The sequence below is a fragment of the Microvirga sp. BSC39 genome (genome assembly GCF_000739015.1).
Classification (GTDB): domain Bacteria; phylum Pseudomonadota; class Alphaproteobacteria; order Rhizobiales; family Beijerinckiaceae; genus Microvirga.
In genome coordinates, this window is record NZ_JPUG01000074.1 from 1 (window position 1) to 15,415 (window position 15,415).

16 protein-coding genes, 1 tRNA gene, 2 rRNA genes and 1 pseudogene are annotated in these 15,415 nt (G+C 61.2%); 14 read left to right on the forward strand and 6 right to left on the reverse strand.

Translation table 11 applies throughout. The features are described 5' to 3' along the window. From MA07_RS20375 to MA07_RS20390, 3 genes are all read left to right on the forward strand, one after another. Positions 1-695, forward strand: a 23S ribosomal RNA gene (locus MA07_RS20375); the annotation flags it as partial. A 238-nt stretch (positions 696-933) separates the two neighbouring features. Next, positions 934-1,050, forward strand: a 5S ribosomal RNA gene (rrf, locus tag MA07_RS20385). Between the two features lie 128 nt (positions 1,051-1,178). Next, positions 1,179-1,255, forward strand: a tRNA-Met gene (locus MA07_RS20390). Here the strand turns inward: MA07_RS20390 and MA07_RS29105 are convergent. Continuing rightward, a complete protein-coding gene (locus tag MA07_RS29105; protein ID WP_152568952.1) occupies positions 1,226-1,738 on the reverse strand; it encodes a hypothetical protein in 513 nt (170 codons plus the stop codon). The genes MA07_RS20390 and MA07_RS29105 overlap by 30 nt on opposite strands. 114 nt (positions 1,739-1,852) lie before the next feature. Next, positions 1,853-2,191 (reverse strand): annotated as a pseudogene (locus MA07_RS20400) (alpha/beta fold hydrolase); the annotation flags it as partial. A gap of 343 nt (positions 2,192-2,534) precedes the next feature. Between MA07_RS20400 and MA07_RS20405 the strand changes: the two are divergent. After that, positions 2,535-3,659 (forward strand): site-2 protease family protein, encoded by a 1,125-nt coding sequence (locus MA07_RS20405; protein ID WP_036356040.1) that lies wholly within the window; start codon positions 2,535-2,537, stop codon positions 3,657-3,659. A 76-nt stretch (positions 3,660-3,735) separates the two neighbouring features. On the opposite strand, the gene MA07_RS20410 is transcribed toward MA07_RS20405, so the two are convergent. Continuing rightward, entirely contained in the window at positions 3,736-4,227 is a 492-nt protein-coding gene (locus MA07_RS20410; RefSeq protein ID WP_036356043.1) for a DUF892 family protein, read from the reverse strand. A gap of 339 nt (positions 4,228-4,566) precedes the next feature. Here MA07_RS20410 and MA07_RS20415 point away from each other — a divergent pair, with 339 nt between their 5' ends. The 3 genes from MA07_RS20415 to MA07_RS20425 are packed head-to-tail and all read left to right on the forward strand — an operon-like array spanning position 4,567 to position 7,544. Continuing rightward, positions 4,567-5,148 carry a GbsR/MarR family transcriptional regulator gene (locus tag MA07_RS20415; protein WP_036356045.1) on the forward strand — a complete coding sequence of 194 codons (582 nt, stop codon included), beginning with the start codon at positions 4,567-4,569 and terminating at the stop codon, positions 5,146-5,148. A gap of 5 nt (positions 5,149-5,153) precedes the next feature. Continuing rightward, a complete protein-coding gene (locus tag MA07_RS20420) occupies positions 5,154-6,527 on the forward strand; it encodes a cytochrome ubiquinol oxidase subunit I (protein WP_052003377.1) in 1,374 nt (457 codons plus the stop codon). 12 nt (positions 6,528-6,539) lie between these two features. Continuing rightward, positions 6,540-7,544, forward strand: coding sequence for a cytochrome d ubiquinol oxidase subunit II (locus tag MA07_RS20425; RefSeq protein ID WP_081929086.1), 1,005 nt, complete (start codon positions 6,540-6,542; stop codon positions 7,542-7,544). Between the two features lie 90 nt (positions 7,545-7,634). Here the strand turns inward: MA07_RS20425 and MA07_RS20430 are convergent, their stop codons facing one another. Next, positions 7,635-8,144 (reverse strand): ferritin-like domain-containing protein, encoded by a 510-nt coding sequence (locus MA07_RS20430; RefSeq protein ID WP_036356050.1) that lies wholly within the window; start codon positions 8,142-8,144, stop codon positions 7,635-7,637. 226 nt (positions 8,145-8,370) lie between these two features. Between MA07_RS20430 and MA07_RS20435 the strand changes: the two genes are divergently transcribed. Next, positions 8,371-9,366: an SDR family oxidoreductase gene (locus MA07_RS20435; protein WP_244445312.1), complete on the forward strand. Its 996-nt coding sequence runs from the start codon at positions 8,371-8,373 to the stop codon at positions 9,364-9,366. A 22-nt stretch (positions 9,367-9,388) separates the two neighbouring features. Here MA07_RS20435 and MA07_RS20440 read toward each other — a convergent pair whose 3' ends face one another. Further along, on the reverse strand, positions 9,389-10,045 hold the full coding sequence (locus MA07_RS20440) for a deoxynucleoside kinase (RefSeq protein WP_036356055.1): 657 nt from the start codon (positions 10,043-10,045) through the stop codon (positions 9,389-9,391). Between the two features lie 266 nt (positions 10,046-10,311). Next, entirely contained in the window at positions 10,312-10,623 is a 312-nt protein-coding gene (locus MA07_RS31330) for a DUF2231 domain-containing protein (RefSeq protein WP_348270414.1), read from the reverse strand. 218 nt (positions 10,624-10,841) lie between these two features. Between MA07_RS31330 and MA07_RS20450 the strand changes: the two genes are divergently transcribed. From MA07_RS20450 to MA07_RS29115, 6 genes are all read left to right on the forward strand, one after another. After that, positions 10,842-11,900, forward strand: coding sequence for a phosphoesterase (locus MA07_RS20450; RefSeq protein ID WP_244445313.1), 1,059 nt, complete (start codon positions 10,842-10,844; stop codon positions 11,898-11,900). 223 nt (positions 11,901-12,123) lie between these two features. Continuing rightward, entirely contained in the window at positions 12,124-12,324 is a 201-nt protein-coding gene (locus tag MA07_RS31235; RefSeq protein WP_280114250.1) for a hypothetical protein, read from the forward strand. Continuing rightward, positions 12,258-12,569, forward strand: a complete 312-nt coding sequence (locus tag MA07_RS29110) for a hypothetical protein (RefSeq protein WP_052003378.1) — start codon at positions 12,258-12,260, stop codon at positions 12,567-12,569. The genes MA07_RS31235 and MA07_RS29110 overlap by 67 nt, the downstream gene beginning before the upstream one ends. 76 nt (positions 12,570-12,645) lie before the next feature. Then, entirely contained in the window at positions 12,646-13,713 is a 1,068-nt protein-coding gene (locus tag MA07_RS20460; protein ID WP_036356057.1) for a spore photoproduct lyase family protein, read from the forward strand. A gap of 228 nt (positions 13,714-13,941) precedes the next feature. Beyond that, a complete protein-coding gene (locus MA07_RS20465) occupies positions 13,942-14,304 on the forward strand; it encodes a hypothetical protein (RefSeq protein ID WP_036356060.1) in 363 nt (120 codons plus the stop codon). A gap of 199 nt (positions 14,305-14,503) precedes the next feature. After that, a complete protein-coding gene (locus MA07_RS29115) occupies positions 14,504-15,289 on the forward strand; it encodes a glycosyltransferase family 2 protein (RefSeq protein WP_160195464.1) in 786 nt (261 codons plus the stop codon). Positions 15,290-15,415 lie beyond the last annotated feature (126 nt).

Here is a 15,415-nt window from a genome sequence, read left to right on the forward strand (position 1 = left end):
GTCTAACCGCGATCCGTTATCCGGGTCCGGGACAGCGCATGGTAGGCAGTTTGACTGGGGCGGTCGCCTCCCAAAGAGTAACGGAGGCGCGCGAAGGTGGGCTCAGAGCGGTCGGAAATCGCTCGCTGAGTGCAATGGCATAAGCCCGCTTGACTGCGAGACTGACACGTCGAGCAGAGTCGAAAGACGGCCATAGTGATCCGGTGGTCCCGCGTGGGTGGGCCATCGCTCAACGGATAAAAGGTACGCCGGGGATAACAGGCTGATCTCCCCCAAGAGTCCATATCGACGGGGAGGTTTGGCACCTCGATGTCGGCTCATCACATCCTGGGGCTGGAGAAGGTCCCAAGGGTTCGGCTGTTCGCCGATTAAAGTGGTACGTGAGCTGGGTTCAGAACGTCGTGAGACAGTTCGGTCCCTATCTGCCGTGGGTGTAGGAGTATTGAGAGGATCTGTCCCTAGTACGAGAGGACCGGGATGGACGTACCTCTGGTGGAGCTGTTGTGGCGCCAGCCGCAGTGCAGCATAGCTATGTACGGACGGGATAACCGCTGAAGGCATCTAAGCGGGAAACCCACCTCGAAACGAGTGCTCCCTATCAGAGCCGTGGAAGACGACCACGTTGATAGGCCAGATGTGTAAGCGCGGTGACGCGTTGAGCTGACTGGTACTAATCGCTCGATTGGCTTGATTGCTCTCATGATCCATGTTCGCTGAAAGCGAATGGATCATGATCTTTAAGTTGGCCTCAGACGCCGGCGGGAACGTCCGTTCCCTTGGCTGTTCCATGCACGAGCATGGGCGGCCGGTCGGCCTTGCGGACCCTGACGGGTCCGGGGCGCCAACTTTGACGAGAAAGACTTTGACCTTGGAGCTGCGAAGTTCGAAGGTGGAGCCCTGAGGCTCCCTTGCCTGCTGTTTGTCCTTCGCCGGTCCGGTGATTTGAGCGAGGAGCTAAAGAACCCGATCCCATCTCGAACTCGGCCGTTAAACTCCTCAGCGCCGATGGTACTGTGTCTCAAGACCCGGGAGAGTAGGTCATTGCCGGGCCTGCCAAGGACAAACACAACGCCTCTTTACAGTCTCTGACAACACAAGCGCGGTCGTTCCAGCAGAACGCCGCGCTTTTGCGTATCTCCCCTTCGCCTTCAAAGCCCTGCTTTGAAGGCCATGAGTGGCGCGGGGTGGAGCAGCCCGGTAGCTCGTCAGGCTCATAACCTGAAGGTCACAGGTTCAAATCCTGTCCCCGCAACCAACACACAAGCCCCCGTGAGAACACCACTCCGGGGGCTTCGGCATGTCCCCACACCCAGAAAAAAGGCGCGCCCGCAGAGCACAGGCACAGAATGCTCGCGAGGTCACCGTGCAGGATGGCCTCGACACCCCCGCCCTCGCTCGGCGTCAGCACGATCTTCTCGATCAACGACCGAATGAGCTCCATCGCCTCATCCTTGTGCGCCGCGTCCTCAAGCAGGCTCTCCAGCGCCTCGACTTTCTTGCGGTACACGGCCGCAAGGTTCGGATGCACCGAGATGTTCGGGGCGATCGATCCCGACGTTCGCTGAGCCGCGAGGCTCGCCTTCTGGCCTTCGAGTTCGGTCAGCCGGGCCTTCATGGACGACTGATACAGCCCGTCCTCGATCGCTCGCACGATGCGGTCGATCTTGCGTCGGGCGGCCACGAGCTTCGTCTCGACCTCCGCGGCCCTGCCGCTTGCCTCCTTAGTCAGGCGATTCATCTCTTCCTGATAGGCGCGGGTGAACTCTGCCACTAGCTCGGGCGTGAGTAGGTTCTGCTTCAGCGCCTTGAGGATGCCGCCTCGATTTCCTGACGGCTAATCGTCCGGTCGTTCAAGCACGAGGCTGCGGACGAGCGACGGGCACTCAAGGGCAAGGGCCACTGCGACCAAGGTTCCCCAGGAATGGCCGAGGACAACCGCCTGCTCGACGCCGAGCTGCCCTAGCGCGTTCTGGAAGAGCTTTGCGTGGGTTCGTGGGGTCCAGAGCTGACGGGGCCTGCTGCTGTAGCCGTACCCGGGACGGTCGAACACAATCACCCTGTAGCGGGTTGCCAGACGGTCCACGAGCCCGCTGACGGTGAAGTCCTGGATCATGGTGCCATTGCCATGGATCAGGGCCCAGGTGGGGGTGCGGAGCACTTCTAGTGCTGGGCCGACTTGTGGCCATGTCATGTGTCCTTCTGGCGGATCGGGATTTACATGAAATCACCACCGATTGGATTGAGCGGAGCTGTTCGGTCATAAGCTCGGATGCCTATAGGATGGGGCTCCTAGTCGATAAGTAATGAAAACGACCTGCCCGAAGAACCACTGGGAATGCCCTGTATGGGAAAGCCGACTCTGCGTGAACAACTGACCGAAACGGTCGCTCGCCTCAACCGAGCCAATGCTCGACCAGTGATTTACATCGAGCAGAATGAAGCCGGTCTGGTGTGGAGCGGGTCGCCACAATGCTTGAGAACCTGTCCCTGACATCAGACGTTCCTACATCAGGGACACCTTGGAAGGAGAGAATATGGGCTGGTCCCTTCCCATCAGCTCTGTGAAGGGCACCGTCATCCGTGTGCACTTCACCTTTCTTCTCTTTCTCGTCTGGATCGCTGTAACGCACTATGCACAGGGTGGACGCGATGCAGCCCTCCAGGGCGTTATCTTCATTCTTCTGCTCTTCCTGTGCGTCCTGCTGCACGAGTTCGGCCATGTTCTGGCGGCCAGACGCTATGGCGTACAGACCCCAGACATCACCCTCCTGCCGATTGGCGGCGTCGCTCGGCTGGAGCGCATTCCCGAGGAGCCCTCTCAGGAGTTGATCGTCGCCCTGGCTGGGCCTGCGGTCAATCTCGTGATTGCTGCCGTCCTGTACTTGGTGCTTGGAGGTGTCCTGCCGCGGGAAAGCATGGAAGTGCAGAACTCAGGGGTAAGCTTGCTCGCACGCCTCGCCTCGGTGAACATCTTTCTGGCAGTCTTCAACCTCATTCCTGCCTTCCCGATGGACGGCGGACGCGTGCTCCGCGCCGTTCTGGCCTACCGTCTCGGCTACAGCCGGGGCACACAGATTGCCGCCACGGTTGGGCAAGTGGTGGCCTTCGGACTTGGCCTGCTCGGCCTCATGGGCAGCCCGCTTCTAATCTTCATTGCGGTTTTCGTCTATATGGGGGCGGCCTCGGAAGCCCATGCGGTCCAGATGCGTCAGGTGTCACGTGGCGTCTTGGTGTCCGATGCCATGATCACCCGGTTTGAGACCCTGACGCCCCGCAGTCATGTCGATGACGCGGTGCAGTGCCTGATCAAAACCACCCAGCATGAGTTCCCGGTGGTTGACGGTGCGGGTCAGCTGCGCGGTGTGCTCACTCGTGACGACATGATCCGCGCCCTGCGGGAGCGCGGGCCGGAGACTCCTGTGGTGGAGGTGATGCGCTCCGACATCCCAGCCCTTCACCACCGTCTGCCGCTTGAGGATGCCATGCGCCTGATGCAGAAAGACCGCTTGCCTGCCATTGGTGTGACCAACAGCCAGCTTCGCCTTGTAGGGCTGGTCACGCCCGAGAACATAGCCGAGATGATGATGATCCTGGCAGCAAATCCCAAGCCCTCCGCCCGCATGCCGTGGCAGCGGATCTCGTCAGTTGAAAGTTCGTGATGTTCTGGTTGGCTGTGCTTGGTGAGCGGGCATACGCGGCGGTGCGCGTACCGCCGCGTAGGAGGTAGTAGGGGGTTTATGCTTGAGATTGTTGATTGACTAAGCGCTCCGCGATCTGGGTCAGCAGCACGTCCGTGCGCTTCTCCTCCTCCAGCGTTTGCAGAAGAAGCTGCAGGTCTTCCTGGCGTCCGAGCAGCTTGGCATGCGCCGCCGCGGTGCCATAGGCTGCAATCTCGTAGTGCTCACCAATCTGCGCACCGGCAATCAGCGACACATCCGAGAGCTCGTCACTGCCAATCATTGATTGCATCTTCTGGTTCTCGCGCAGGATAGCCGGCATGATCTCGTCTTCAACCTGCATGGTCGCGCCACCGGAGCGCTGGATGATCTGCTCCAAGCGTTGGATCTGCTGCTCGGTTTCGGTGCGATGCTGTTCAAGCGCTTGGCGCAGATCTGGATGCCGCGCCTTTTGCAGCATCATGTCGTAGGCCTGCAATCCTTGCTGCTCGGCGCTTCTGAGCTTGGCAATACACGCCGTGTAGAGGGTTTCAAGGTTGTCGACTTGCATCACGGCACCTCTGTTAACCACAGGCCATACGCCCGCGTGCTACGTCAACAAGAGGCTCACGTCGGTGTTCCTCGTGTTCTGGCCCATTCCGTCGTCGCAGATTGAGACATGTGCTGCAGGGTGCCGGACGATCCTTCTCAAGGTCTTTGGCCAATAAGCAGTACTGGGCCGAGCGAACTCCCTGCGGAACCGCATCTTGTGGGGTTTTCCGAGTTCCGGTTTAATCGTTGGCTTCAATCTCCATACCGGAGCAGACTTGCTCAGCCGCGGCATCCTGCCCCTTGTTACCGAAGGCTTGATGCCCGATATTTCAGAAAATACTGAAATTACGGAACTGGCATGAACCTTCCGCCTCTCATCCAAACCTTTGTGCTGCACTTCGGCGAGATGGGGTCGCGCTGGGGGATCAACCGCACCGTCGGCCAGATCTATGCCCTGCTGTATCTCTCCAGGGAGCCGCTGAACGCCGAGGATATCGTCGAGCGGCTTGGCGTCTCGCGCTCCAACGTCAGCATGGGCCTGAAGGAGCTCCAATCCTGGAACCTGGTGCGCCTCCAGCACAAGCCGGGGGACCGGCGCGACTACTTCTCCACGCCCGACGACATCTGGCAGATCGTCCGCACCCTGGTCGAGGAGCGCAAGAAGCGCGAGATCGACCCAACCCTGACCCTGCTTCGCGAAGTCCTGATGCAGGAGTCAACGAACTCCGAGGAGCGCCATGCGCAGGTGCGGATGCGGGAGATGCATGATCTCTTTGAGCTCCTCACCGACTGGTACGCCGACATGCAGCACCTTGAGACGGAGCGTCTCGTGCAGCTCCTGAAACTCGGCACGAAGGTCCAGAAGATCCTGGACGTCAAGGACCGCCTCTTTCCGACCTCGGGCGCCAAGAACCGCCGCTCCAGCGGCAAGGACAAATAGATACCATGGACGACCCTCTCCTTCTCGCGCGCATCCAGTTCGCCGCGAACATCTCCTTCCACATCCTCTTTCCGACGATCACCATTGCGCTCGGCTGGGTGCTGCTGTTCTTCAAGCTGCGCTTCAACCGCACAGGCAATGCCGCCTGGATGGACGCCTACAAGTTCTGGGTGAAGATCTTCGCCCTCAGCTTTGCGCTCGGCGTGGTGTCCGGCATCACCATGTCGTTCCAGTTCGGCACCAACTGGCCAGGGTTCATGAACACGGTCGGCAACATCGCCGGCCCGCTGCTGGCCTACGAGATCCTGACCGCGTTCTTTCTGGAGGCAGGCTTCCTGGGAATTATGCTGTTCGGCTGGAACCGGGTCTCGAATCGTGTTCACACGCTTGCGACGGTTCTGGTGGCGGTCGGCACCACCATCTCGGCGTTCTGGATCCTGGTCCTGAACTCGTGGATGCAGACGCCGGCCGGCTTCGAGATTCGCGATGGGGTGGCTCACGCCACCGACTGGTGGGCCATCGTGTTCAACCCGTCCATGCCTTACCGCCTGACGCATATGCTGCTGGCCTCCGGTCTCACGGCCGCCTTCCTCGTGGCCGGCGTTTCCGCCTTCCGCTGGCTGCGGCGCGACCGCTCGCCGGGCGTCATGGCGGGCCTGCGCACAGGTGTTTTCCTGGCAGCGGCCCTGATTCCGGTTCAGATCTTCGTCGGCGACATGCACGGCCTCAACACGCTGGAGCACCAGCCGGCCAAGATCGCCGCCATGGAGGGCATTTGGGAGACCCGCAAGGGCGCACCCATGGTGGTCTTCGGCCTGCCGGACGAGGCAACGAAGTCCAACCGGTTCGAGATCGCGATCCCGAACATCGCCTCGTTCTACCTGACGCACGATTGGCAGGGCGAGGTAAAGGGCCTCAACAGCTTCGAGCACCGTCCGCCCGTCGCGCCCGTGTTCTTCGCCTTCCGGACCATGGTCGGCATCGGTCTGCTCATGCTCGCCACTTCGTGGCTTGCAGCCTGGCAGTTGCGCCGCAGCGGCGAGGTTCACCGCCACGTCGCATGGGTCCTCGTCGCGATGACCTTTGCCGGCTGGATTGCCACCCTGTCCGGCTGGTACGTCACCGAAATCGGCCGTCAGCCCTGGCTCGTGACAGGCGTGCTCACGGCAAAGCAGGCTGCGTCCAGCGTCGCAGCGCCCATGATCGCCTCGACGCTGATCGGCTACCTGCTCGTCTACGCGGGACTCCTAGCCGCCTACATTGCGACGATCTTCTACCTTGCGCGCAAGTCCGCCGCTCCCGCCGACCACAACCCTGCCGAGCCCGTCCGCGCGGGAGGCGCAACGGCTGCAGGCGAGGCCGTGGCCGCCGCTCTGTAAAGGAACATGATTATGGATCTTACTCCTGCCACCTGGCTCCCCGTGGCCTTTGCGGGCCTAATGGGCTTGGCGGTCCTTCTCTACGTGGTGCTCGACGGGTATGACCTTGGCGTGGGCATTCTCAGCGGAACAATGCAAGGAGAGCACCGAGACCGGATGATCGCCTCGATTGGCCCGTTCTGGGACGCCAACGAAACCTGGCTCGTGCTCGCCGTCGGCCTGCTCCTTGTCGCCTTCCCGCAAGCTCACGGCGCAATCCTGGGGGAACTCTACCTTCCGGTTGCAGGCCTGCTGCTGGGCCTTATCTTGCGTGGCGTCGCCTTCGAGTTCCGGGCTAAGTCGGCTGTGGGTCACAAGGCTTGGTGGGACCGTGCCTTTGTAGCGGGTTCCACGTTGGCTGCCCTCATGCAGGGTTACATGCTCGGTCTCTATATCGTCGGGTTGGAGCGCACCGCCGCCAACGTGTCCTTTGCAATCCTCACGGCTCTCTGCCTAGTTGCCGGGTACAGCTTCCTCGGGTCGACGTGGCTCATCATGAAGACGGAAGGCGAGCTGCAGCGGCGGGCGGTGGCTTGGGCGCGCGGCACCCTTGTTCTTTCAGGGATCGGCATGGCGGCGGTCTCCATTGTCACGCCCCTTGTTTCGGAGCGCATCTGGGACAACTGGTTCAGCCTGCCGAACTTCGTTCTGCTTGCTCCTGTTCCACTGGTGACCGCTGCCCTTTTCGGGGCGCTCGGCGTTGTGCTGCGGCACCTGCCTACGCGTTCGGATCGCTTTTGCTGGCTGCCATTTGTCGGGGCCGTGGGCATCTTCATGTTAGGCTTCCATGGCCTTGCCTACAGCTTCTTCCCGTATGTCGTTCCAGACAAGCTGACCGTGTGGCAAGCGGCTGCTGCACCGGAGTCACTGATGATCATTTTCGTTGGTGCACTGGTGGTGCTCCCGATCATCGTTGCCTACTCGGCCTTCGCCTATCGGATCTTCTGGGGCAAGGCTACGGACCTACGCTACTACTGAAGCCTTGCCGGACGGAAAGGAGGAATGCGTGCCGCTGCCTTCATGGGCGGCGGCACGACTGCAAACTCATGGTGAATGAGAGCCGCTCGGTTAGCGGTCAGCCTTATCCCCGCTCGTGGTTAACTCCACATAGCGGCGGGTGACGGGTTCGATGATGCCGGCGACCTCCTGAGCGGCCTGCTCCTCCTCCTGGACCGACTGTTGGAATGCGGAGATGTGCGCCGTCTCGCCGGCACTTTCTGCGATGGTGATCAGGGAGCGATAGGCTCCAATCTGCTCATACTGATACGCGTAGCCGGCATAGAGGTTCTTGAGCGTCTCGTCCTGAAACAGTCCGTGCACGGTCGCACCGACGGTGCCGGCCACCGTGGTGACGGCTTCCTTGATGCTGGAGATGCTCTCGCCTGCGGATTGAAGAGCCTGTTCGAGGCGAGCCAGCTGCTGGCGTGTGGTTTCGATATGACGCTGAAGGAGCGCCGCGTAGTCCGGATATCTCTCCAAGCGTGAGACCTGAACCTCCATCTGCTGCAGGCCTTGCTGCTCCATCGCATGAGTGTTGCGCAATGCTGTGACATAGATCGAACGGACATCCGTTACCATGAACGTGCTCCTCCCGGGGTGATTGCAACAACAACAGACTGTCTTCTGCTGGGTTCCTCCTGCCTCGGTCGACCACGGGCCAGGTGCAATATGGGCTCCGGGTTACAGGAAAGTGCTTGCCGATAGCTCCATCCAGGCATGCACGCATCCTGAACTGAAGTGTTCGCGGCGCGTTGGTGCTCATCTCACGTGCAATCCCGGTAGGCAGGCGATGAGCAGTCCCGACTTGAAGCCCCTCCACCAGCAGGTGATCGTGATCACTGGCGCATCCAGCGGCATCGGCTTGGTCACCGCGCGCATGGCTGCAAGAGCGGGAGCCGGTGTGCTGCTTGTTTCCCGCAACGAGGACGCTTTGCGCCGGATTGCAGAGGAGCTGCAGGCGGATGGTGCCCGCGTTGACTATGTTGCCGCTGATGTCAGCCGGCGGGAGGACCATGAGCGCATCGTCCGAGCGGCTATTGACCGCTTTGGTGGCTTCGACAGCTGGGTGAACAATGCGTCGGTCGGAACAGCCGGTGAGCTGGACAAAGTCACACTGGAGGACCACCGCCGGGTCTTTGAGGTCAACTACTGGGGCGTGGTGTATGGCTCCCTCGAAGCGGCCAAGCATCTCCGCCGACGGGGTGGAGCCATTATCAACATCGGCAGCGTGCTGGGCGAGCGAACCGTTGTTCTTCAGGGCCCCTACTGCGCAACCAAGCACGCGGTCCGGGCCTTCACGACCGGACTCCGCATGGAGCTTGAGCGGGAAGGCGCGCCTGTCTCCATCACCCACATCAAGCCGAGTTCCATCGACACGCCTTTTCCCGAGCATGCACGCAATTACCTCAGGACCGGCATTCAGGTTCCGCCCCCGATCTACTCCCCTACCCTCGTGGCGAAAGCGATCCTCTTTGCCTGTCAGACCCCTCGGCGCGTGCTGACCGTCGGCTTTGGCGGCAAGATGGCTACGCTGATGGGCAGGCTGTTCCCGCGCTTTACCGACCGGCTGATGGAGGCAGTTGGCTATTGGGCACAGGAAACTCAAAAACCGGGGGTCCCCGCGCGCCGGGACAATCTCTATAGCCCCCGCGAGGATGGAACCGAGCGCAGCAGCCTGGGGTACCCGGTTGTTCTCAAGAACAGCCCCTATCTGCAAGCTCAGATGTACCCGGTGGCAACAGCGGCGATCCTCAGCGGCTTGGCACTTGGGCTTGCTGCAGCAAGCAGAGCACGCCGGTAACACAGCAATCGGCAGGAAATGCTCAGGCCTGCCTTCCCGCTGCGCCTGCATGGCCAGGGAGCAGCTGGGCCGCACTTCCCATGGAAGCGATGAGCTCTCCTGCCAGTGTATGGGCTGCCGCAGGATTTGTGGCGAAGTCCACCTCATCCGTGTCGATCTCGACCACGGTCAAGCCGGGAGCCTCTGATCGCAGCTGTTCCAGCCGCCGGTCGATGGCTGCACACAGATCAACGAGATAGGCACGTTCAATCCCTGTTTCCTGGCTCCTGCCGCGGAGTGCGATCCGCTGTAGCTGGGTATCAGGGGTGCATCGCAGATGAACCACAAGCGTAGGATAACCCACACGATCGATAAGACGATGATAGACAGCCTCTATAGCATCTGCATCAGCCGGCGAGCAGCCGATGTCCGAGTAGGACAAATCCTGGAAGAGGGCGAAGTCACAGACAATCAAGTCCTCGCCCTTGCCTGCGGCATCCCGGATGAGATCGGCATGCGAGAGAAGGAAGCTGATGTTCTTCTCAAAACCGTAGACCTGAGGAGCCGCGTAGAACTTGCTAAAGAAGGGGACGTTGAGCACGTCCTCGTGCACCACGTGCGAGCTCCAAGCCTCAGCCGGAACACGGGCAAGCGTTGTCTTGCCGGCACCGATGCCGCCGACGATTTCTAATCGCGTCATGGAGCAACCTCAGCCACGGACCAAATGTACGTAGAAGCTTGGGAATGGTCAGCGTGTTTTGTTCGCAACCCGCCGTTTCTCAGCACGCGCAACCTCTACACTGTGGTCGTCGGCGACCCCGCTCTCGTCGTTGATGGTGCCAATCCGATGCCGGTAGGACAGCTCACCGCCTAGCCGGCCCGTTACCCCCCAGCAAGGCAACCGTGACCAACGATAGAGCCAAGCCCCAGCCCTGCACCCCTGCCACCGGATCGCTCCAGCGCAGCTCAGGTTGATGATGGCAAGGGGCAGGGCAACGACATTGCCGCCGGCATGGACCCAAGCGCTTGTGAGGCCGCGCACCCGGTCGATGGAGGAAGCATACCCGGTATGGCCGTAACCGCACCAGTGACAATGCCAGCCAGAAGCAGCCAGAAGGACACATCTGCCCAGAATACGTTGTTGGTGACTCGGAACGCTATGTCGGTCACCAGAGCGCCGATCAGGGATGCTATCGGGAATGGGATCAGCATCGGATGGATTGGGTGACGAAAGACGGCGGCCGTGCTCTCGACGCCGTGCCGGTGATACGTGCCCATGGGAGGTCTCCAGAACTCGCCGCTTTACCAATCCAGGCCTGAACTGGATGTTCCGGAGCAACCCCTAGGACACGATGGAGGCTCACCATGAGTGCACGGCGCGAATGCAGGAAGACCCGCCGCTTGAGTTTAAGGCCGAGGCAGGGGCGATCTCAATGGGAACGAACTCCGGCCCACACTGCTCGTTGGAGTAGGTGTCCCTTTGCGGATGAGATGCCGTGACTGCCGAAAACCTGATTCCAGCTGTTCAGCAAACCTTCCGCGAGGCGGTTGGCAGGTTCAGGGCCGATGCCCCTGTGCTGATCCTCGGGCACAACGATGCGGACGGCCTCTCGGCCAGCGCCCTCCTGGCGCGGGTGCTCGCTCAGCAGGCTCGCCCCCGTCAGGTTCGGATATTGGGCCGGGGCGAGAACCCCTGGTCGGAGGCAATGCGCACCGAACTATCTTATGCTTTGGTCGGTGGCCTGATCGTTGCTGATCTGGGAGTGCGCGAGGGCGATATCCTGCCGGGAACCGAGACCGTGGTGATCGACCATCATGTTCCAACCGGCACTCCGGGATCGGCAACCGTAATCTCAGGGTTCCACATGAACCCGGTGCCGACATCCAGCCTGCTGGCTTACTGGTGCGCCGCCGCTTTGGCCGAGGTTGACGATCTGCTCTGGATCTCTGCGCTTGGCATCATCGGCGACATGGCCGAGAAGGCGGGCTTCGAGGAAATGGAGGACGCGCGTAAGCGCTACGGGATCACAGCCCTGCGGGAGGCAATCGCGCTGCTCAATGCGCCGCGACGCAGTGCCAGCGGCGACGCAAAGCCTGCTCTTGACCTCCTCATGAAGGCTGGTGGCCCCAAGGAGATCCTTTATGGCGAGCACCCGGAGACGGCTCTGCTCCAAGGGGCTCGCGATGAAGTCAAACGGGAGCTTGAGGCTGCCAAGCGTGTGCCCCCGAAGGTGGAGGGCAATGTGGCGCTGATCTGCTTCAACTCGCCCTGTCAGATCCACCCGCTGGTGGCACAAGCCTGGCGTGGCCGGCTCAGGAACAACATCGTTCTTGCGGTCAACACGGGCTACCGGCCAGGCTGGATCCACTTTGCCGCCCGCACAGCCCTTGATCTGGATCTCATCGCCTTTCTTAGGGACAACGCTCCACCAGGAGCTGACGAGAGCTACGGCAGCGGCCACAGGCAGGCGACAGGCGGTGCGCTGCGCCCCGAGGCATGGAATGTGTTCGTCGAGAAGCTCGGCTTCGGACCCGACCTGATGGTGCAGCCATGAGCACCCGGCCCCCTCGTCTCGGCTTCCCGGTCAAGGTCATGGGCCAGCCGGACCTCAGAAGCAACGATGCCCGGGGCTCGGGCAGTAACCCTCATCTGAAGGTCTCGCCGGAGTACCTGGACTCCACCCTCGACTACCTGGACCGGCATCACACTCGGATGTACCGGATGTCGTCGGACATCGCTACCTATGCCACGCACCCGACGTGCCGCAGTTTCACGGCATGGTGCGGAACAGCGCCGCCGAGCTGCAGGCTTTCGGGGCAAAAGCCAAGCGCCTGGACATCCGTCTTTCCTTCCATCCCTCGCATTTCGTGGTGCTGAACAGCCCAGACCCGAAGCTGGTGGAGAAAGGGATTTGGGATCTACTGTCCCAGCTGAGATCCTGGACCTCATGGAGCTCGGCCAGGAAGCGGTGCTGGTGATCCATGTGGGCGGCACCTATGGCGACCGGCAGGACAGTGCCGCGCGCTGGGTGGATACCTGGAAGGTCCTTCCCGAGCCGGTCCGCCGGCGGCTTGTTCTGGAGCATGACGAGATCCGCTTCAGTGCAGCCGACGTGCTCTGGATCCACGAGCACACCGGGTGGAGATCGAGCCCGATGGAGGTGCTTAGCCTTCATATCTTGCAGCCTGACAGGCTGAAATCCTGCCTGCGAATGACTATATAAGTTAGCAATCCTCTCAAGATACTCCGCATTGAACCGATGCCCAGCGCATTGGGCGGGCGGACTGTTGGAACCTTGTATGGCCCTCCCGAAGCAGTTAATCGATATAGAGCAGATCTACCTTGAACCGGCGGCAGAAACCTATGCGCGCAGCCAGGAAATCCTGGCCAAGTACCCGGATGCCGAGCGCCGCTACGTCGACTCGCACTGGAAGATCCCGTCCCTGCACGGCAACGAGGGCAATGCTGAGGACTGGCTCAGGATCAAGCGAAGCAACTTGGTGCTTGGCGTCAAGAAGGGGCTCACGATGCGTCCGAACGGCCGCAGCGCCCACTTCATCGCTCCCTCGACATCGAACGGCTGTGCCATGGCCTGCGCATACTGCTATGTTCCGCGTCGCAAAGGCTATGCCAACCCAATCTCGATCTTTGTCAACATTGAGGAAGCATGTGCGGCTATCGAGCGACATGCGGCACGGCAGGACACCCTTCCCGCCCCCGACCAGATCGATCCTCAGCACTGGGTCTACGACATCGGCGAGAATGGCGATCTCTCGGTCGATGCCTCCATCTGCGACAATGTTCGTGATCTTGTCGGCCTGTTCCGGCGCCTGCCAAACGCGAAAGGCTCGTTTGCGACCAAGTACGTGAACCAAGACCTGCTGTCCTATGATCCTCAGGGCAAGACCCGCATCCGCTTCTCGCTCATGCCGGAGAAGATCGCCAAGGTCGTCGATGTGCGCACCTCGCCTGTCACGGAGCGCATCGCGGCTGTGAACGACTTCGTGCAGGCTGGGTACGAGGTCCACCTGAACTTCTCGCCCGTTATCGTGTACGAGGGCTGGGAGCAGGACTATCAGCCGCTGTTCGAGCAGATCGATGACGTGCTCTCGCCCCAAGCCAAGGAGCAGCTCCGCGCCGAGATCATCTTCCTCACGCACAATGAGCAGCTGCACAAGGTGAACCTGCGCTGGCATCCGAAGGCCGAGGATCTCCTCTGGCGTCCCGACCTGCAGGAAGTGAAGCGTTCCGAGGGTGGCATGCTGAACCTGCGCTACAAAGCGGCTTGGAAGAAGAAGTGGCTCACGCGCTTTCAGGATTTGTTGGCGGACAAGCTCCCCTATTGCGGAGTTCGTTACGCGTTCTAGCGCACATTGCATCTCCGTCCGTGCTGGCAGGCAGGTGGCAATCTGGAAGCGCCCGCCCGCGTCGCCGCTGAAGATCAAGCGATGGATCCATTTTTGGCTGCCCCATCAGCTTCCAGGAGGCTGAGGACAATGCCTATCGGAACCCTCCCATAGCGGACGGGTTGTCGGACATCACTGGCGCGTGGGAGCCTACCGCCCTGCTCCTCTCCACCCTGTCGGGAGCATTCCATGACCAAGTCCGACATCCCTCCGACCCATACGATCAATCCCATCGATCAGCCGCCGGATTCGGATAGCCCCACCGCCGCCATGCTCAAGGCCGACATAGACAGTGGTGCGAGCGGCGACAAAACAGAGGTGTTCGATCCAGGCATGGCCATGCTGGGCACCTGTGAGGAGGCGTCCGGCACGCCCCTGACGCCAGCACAGCTTGCTTGGGCGCGGCGTCAGGAAACATTCCATCGGTGGAGGAACGGCGTCAAGACTGGGATCGCCCACCATAGGCGTGATGGCTTCCCCGCCATCTATGTCGGATTCATTGTCCTTGCGGGTTTGATCCTCGTGAGCGGGATCTCCATGGCTCGTATCTGATCTTGCGTTAGATGCTGTTAAGTAACAATCGCCTTGATCGCCCAAGCCTTGGCCTTGAGATGGATTGACCCATCCGCTTGGCGAGGAAGACTATCCTGAAGCCTCACCTTCAGGCGCTGTTGGGCCTGGGAATTAGGGCTGATGCAGTAGCCCGGCGTCGGCCCTGTCCCAAAGTAAATGGACGCCAGTAGTCCTCGTCGTGCGGCAGGACAATGCGGGCCCAGCAGTCGCCCGCAACACCGGGATCGCCCGGAGCCGGGGGGGCTATCTGGTCTTCCTTGATGCGGACGATATCCTGCTCCCCTGTGCTCTTACGGCCGGGCTTGAAGCCCTGGGGAGGCGTCCTGATGCCGGGTTTGCGGTAGGTCCTCGCGAGGAGATGACGTTTGAGGGTGAGCCGGTACCATGGCCTGTATCTCCACCCCCGCCACAGGCTGATATCTATCTGCCTCTGCTCCGTTTCGACTGGTACATCATCCCACCCTCGTCGGTGATGTTCCGGCGCGAGGCGGTGGAGGCGGTTGCCGGCTTTCAGGATCCATGGGGCGCTGACGACCTCGACTTCTATCTGCGGGTGGCTCACCGGTTCACAGCCTGCTGCTACCAGGCGCCCGCGGTCACCCGCTACCGCCGCTACAGCACGAGTTCCTCACGGGACGGCGAGCGGATGCTGCACAGCATCCGCGCCGTCTATGCGCGCCAATGGCCGCAGGTTGAGGGCAACCCCAACGCTGAAGCGGCCTACCATCATGGCCTGAGGCAGCTCACCGACATCTTCCTCGACTGCATGGTGGAGAACATTGAGGACCGGCTGCGCGCTGGCGATCACTCAGGAGCTCTCCGCAGTGCGCGGCTCCTCAAGATGGAGAGCTCCGAGCGCTGGCAGGCACTACTGGATACAAGTCCTACCGCGAGTGTGCTGGCGCAAGAGCTTGCCGCAATGGTTGAGGGCAGTGACAAAGCATCCATGGTCGGTGGTCTGTAATGCGCCGCAATTCACTCAGGATGGTTGCCTGAGGCTCAAACCGCGACCACGCTCCAGCCCCAACGAAGGTCCGGAGTTCCTGCCTAAAGCTGACGTTCGATTTACTTCTGCGAAGTACAATCAGGC

Coding starts and splice junctions, on each gene's coding strand:
- MA07_RS29105 (WP_152568952.1), bottom strand. CDS start 1,738: ATGAATCGCCTGACTAAGGAGGCAAGCGGCAGGGCCGCGGAGGTCGAG.
- MA07_RS20405 (WP_036356040.1), top strand. CDS start 2,535: ATGGGCTGGTCCCTTCCCATCAGCTCTGTGAAGGGCACCGTCATCCGT.
- MA07_RS20410 (WP_036356043.1), bottom strand. CDS start 4,227: ATGCAAGTCGACAACCTTGAAACCCTCTACACGGCGTGTATTGCCAAG.
- MA07_RS20415 (WP_036356045.1), top strand. CDS start 4,567: ATGAACCTTCCGCCTCTCATCCAAACCTTTGTGCTGCACTTCGGCGAG.
- MA07_RS20420 (WP_052003377.1), top strand. CDS start 5,154: ATGGACGACCCTCTCCTTCTCGCGCGCATCCAGTTCGCCGCGAACATC.
- MA07_RS20425 (WP_081929086.1), top strand. CDS start 6,540: ATGGATCTTACTCCTGCCACCTGGCTCCCCGTGGCCTTTGCGGGCCTA.
- MA07_RS20430 (WP_036356050.1), bottom strand. CDS start 8,144: ATGGTAACGGATGTCCGTTCGATCTATGTCACAGCATTGCGCAACACT.
- MA07_RS20440 (WP_036356055.1), bottom strand. CDS start 10,045: ATGACGCGATTAGAAATCGTCGGCGGCATCGGTGCCGGCAAGACAACG.
- MA07_RS31330 (WP_348270414.1), bottom strand. CDS start 10,623: ATGGGCACGTATCACCGGCACGGCGTCGAGAGCACGGCCGCCGTCTTT.
- MA07_RS31235 (WP_280114250.1), top strand. CDS start 12,124: ATGGTGCGGAACAGCGCCGCCGAGCTGCAGGCTTTCGGGGCAAAAGCC.
- MA07_RS20460 (WP_036356057.1), top strand. CDS start 12,646: ATGGCCCTCCCGAAGCAGTTAATCGATATAGAGCAGATCTACCTTGAA.
- MA07_RS20465 (WP_036356060.1), top strand. CDS start 13,942: ATGACCAAGTCCGACATCCCTCCGACCCATACGATCAATCCCATCGAT.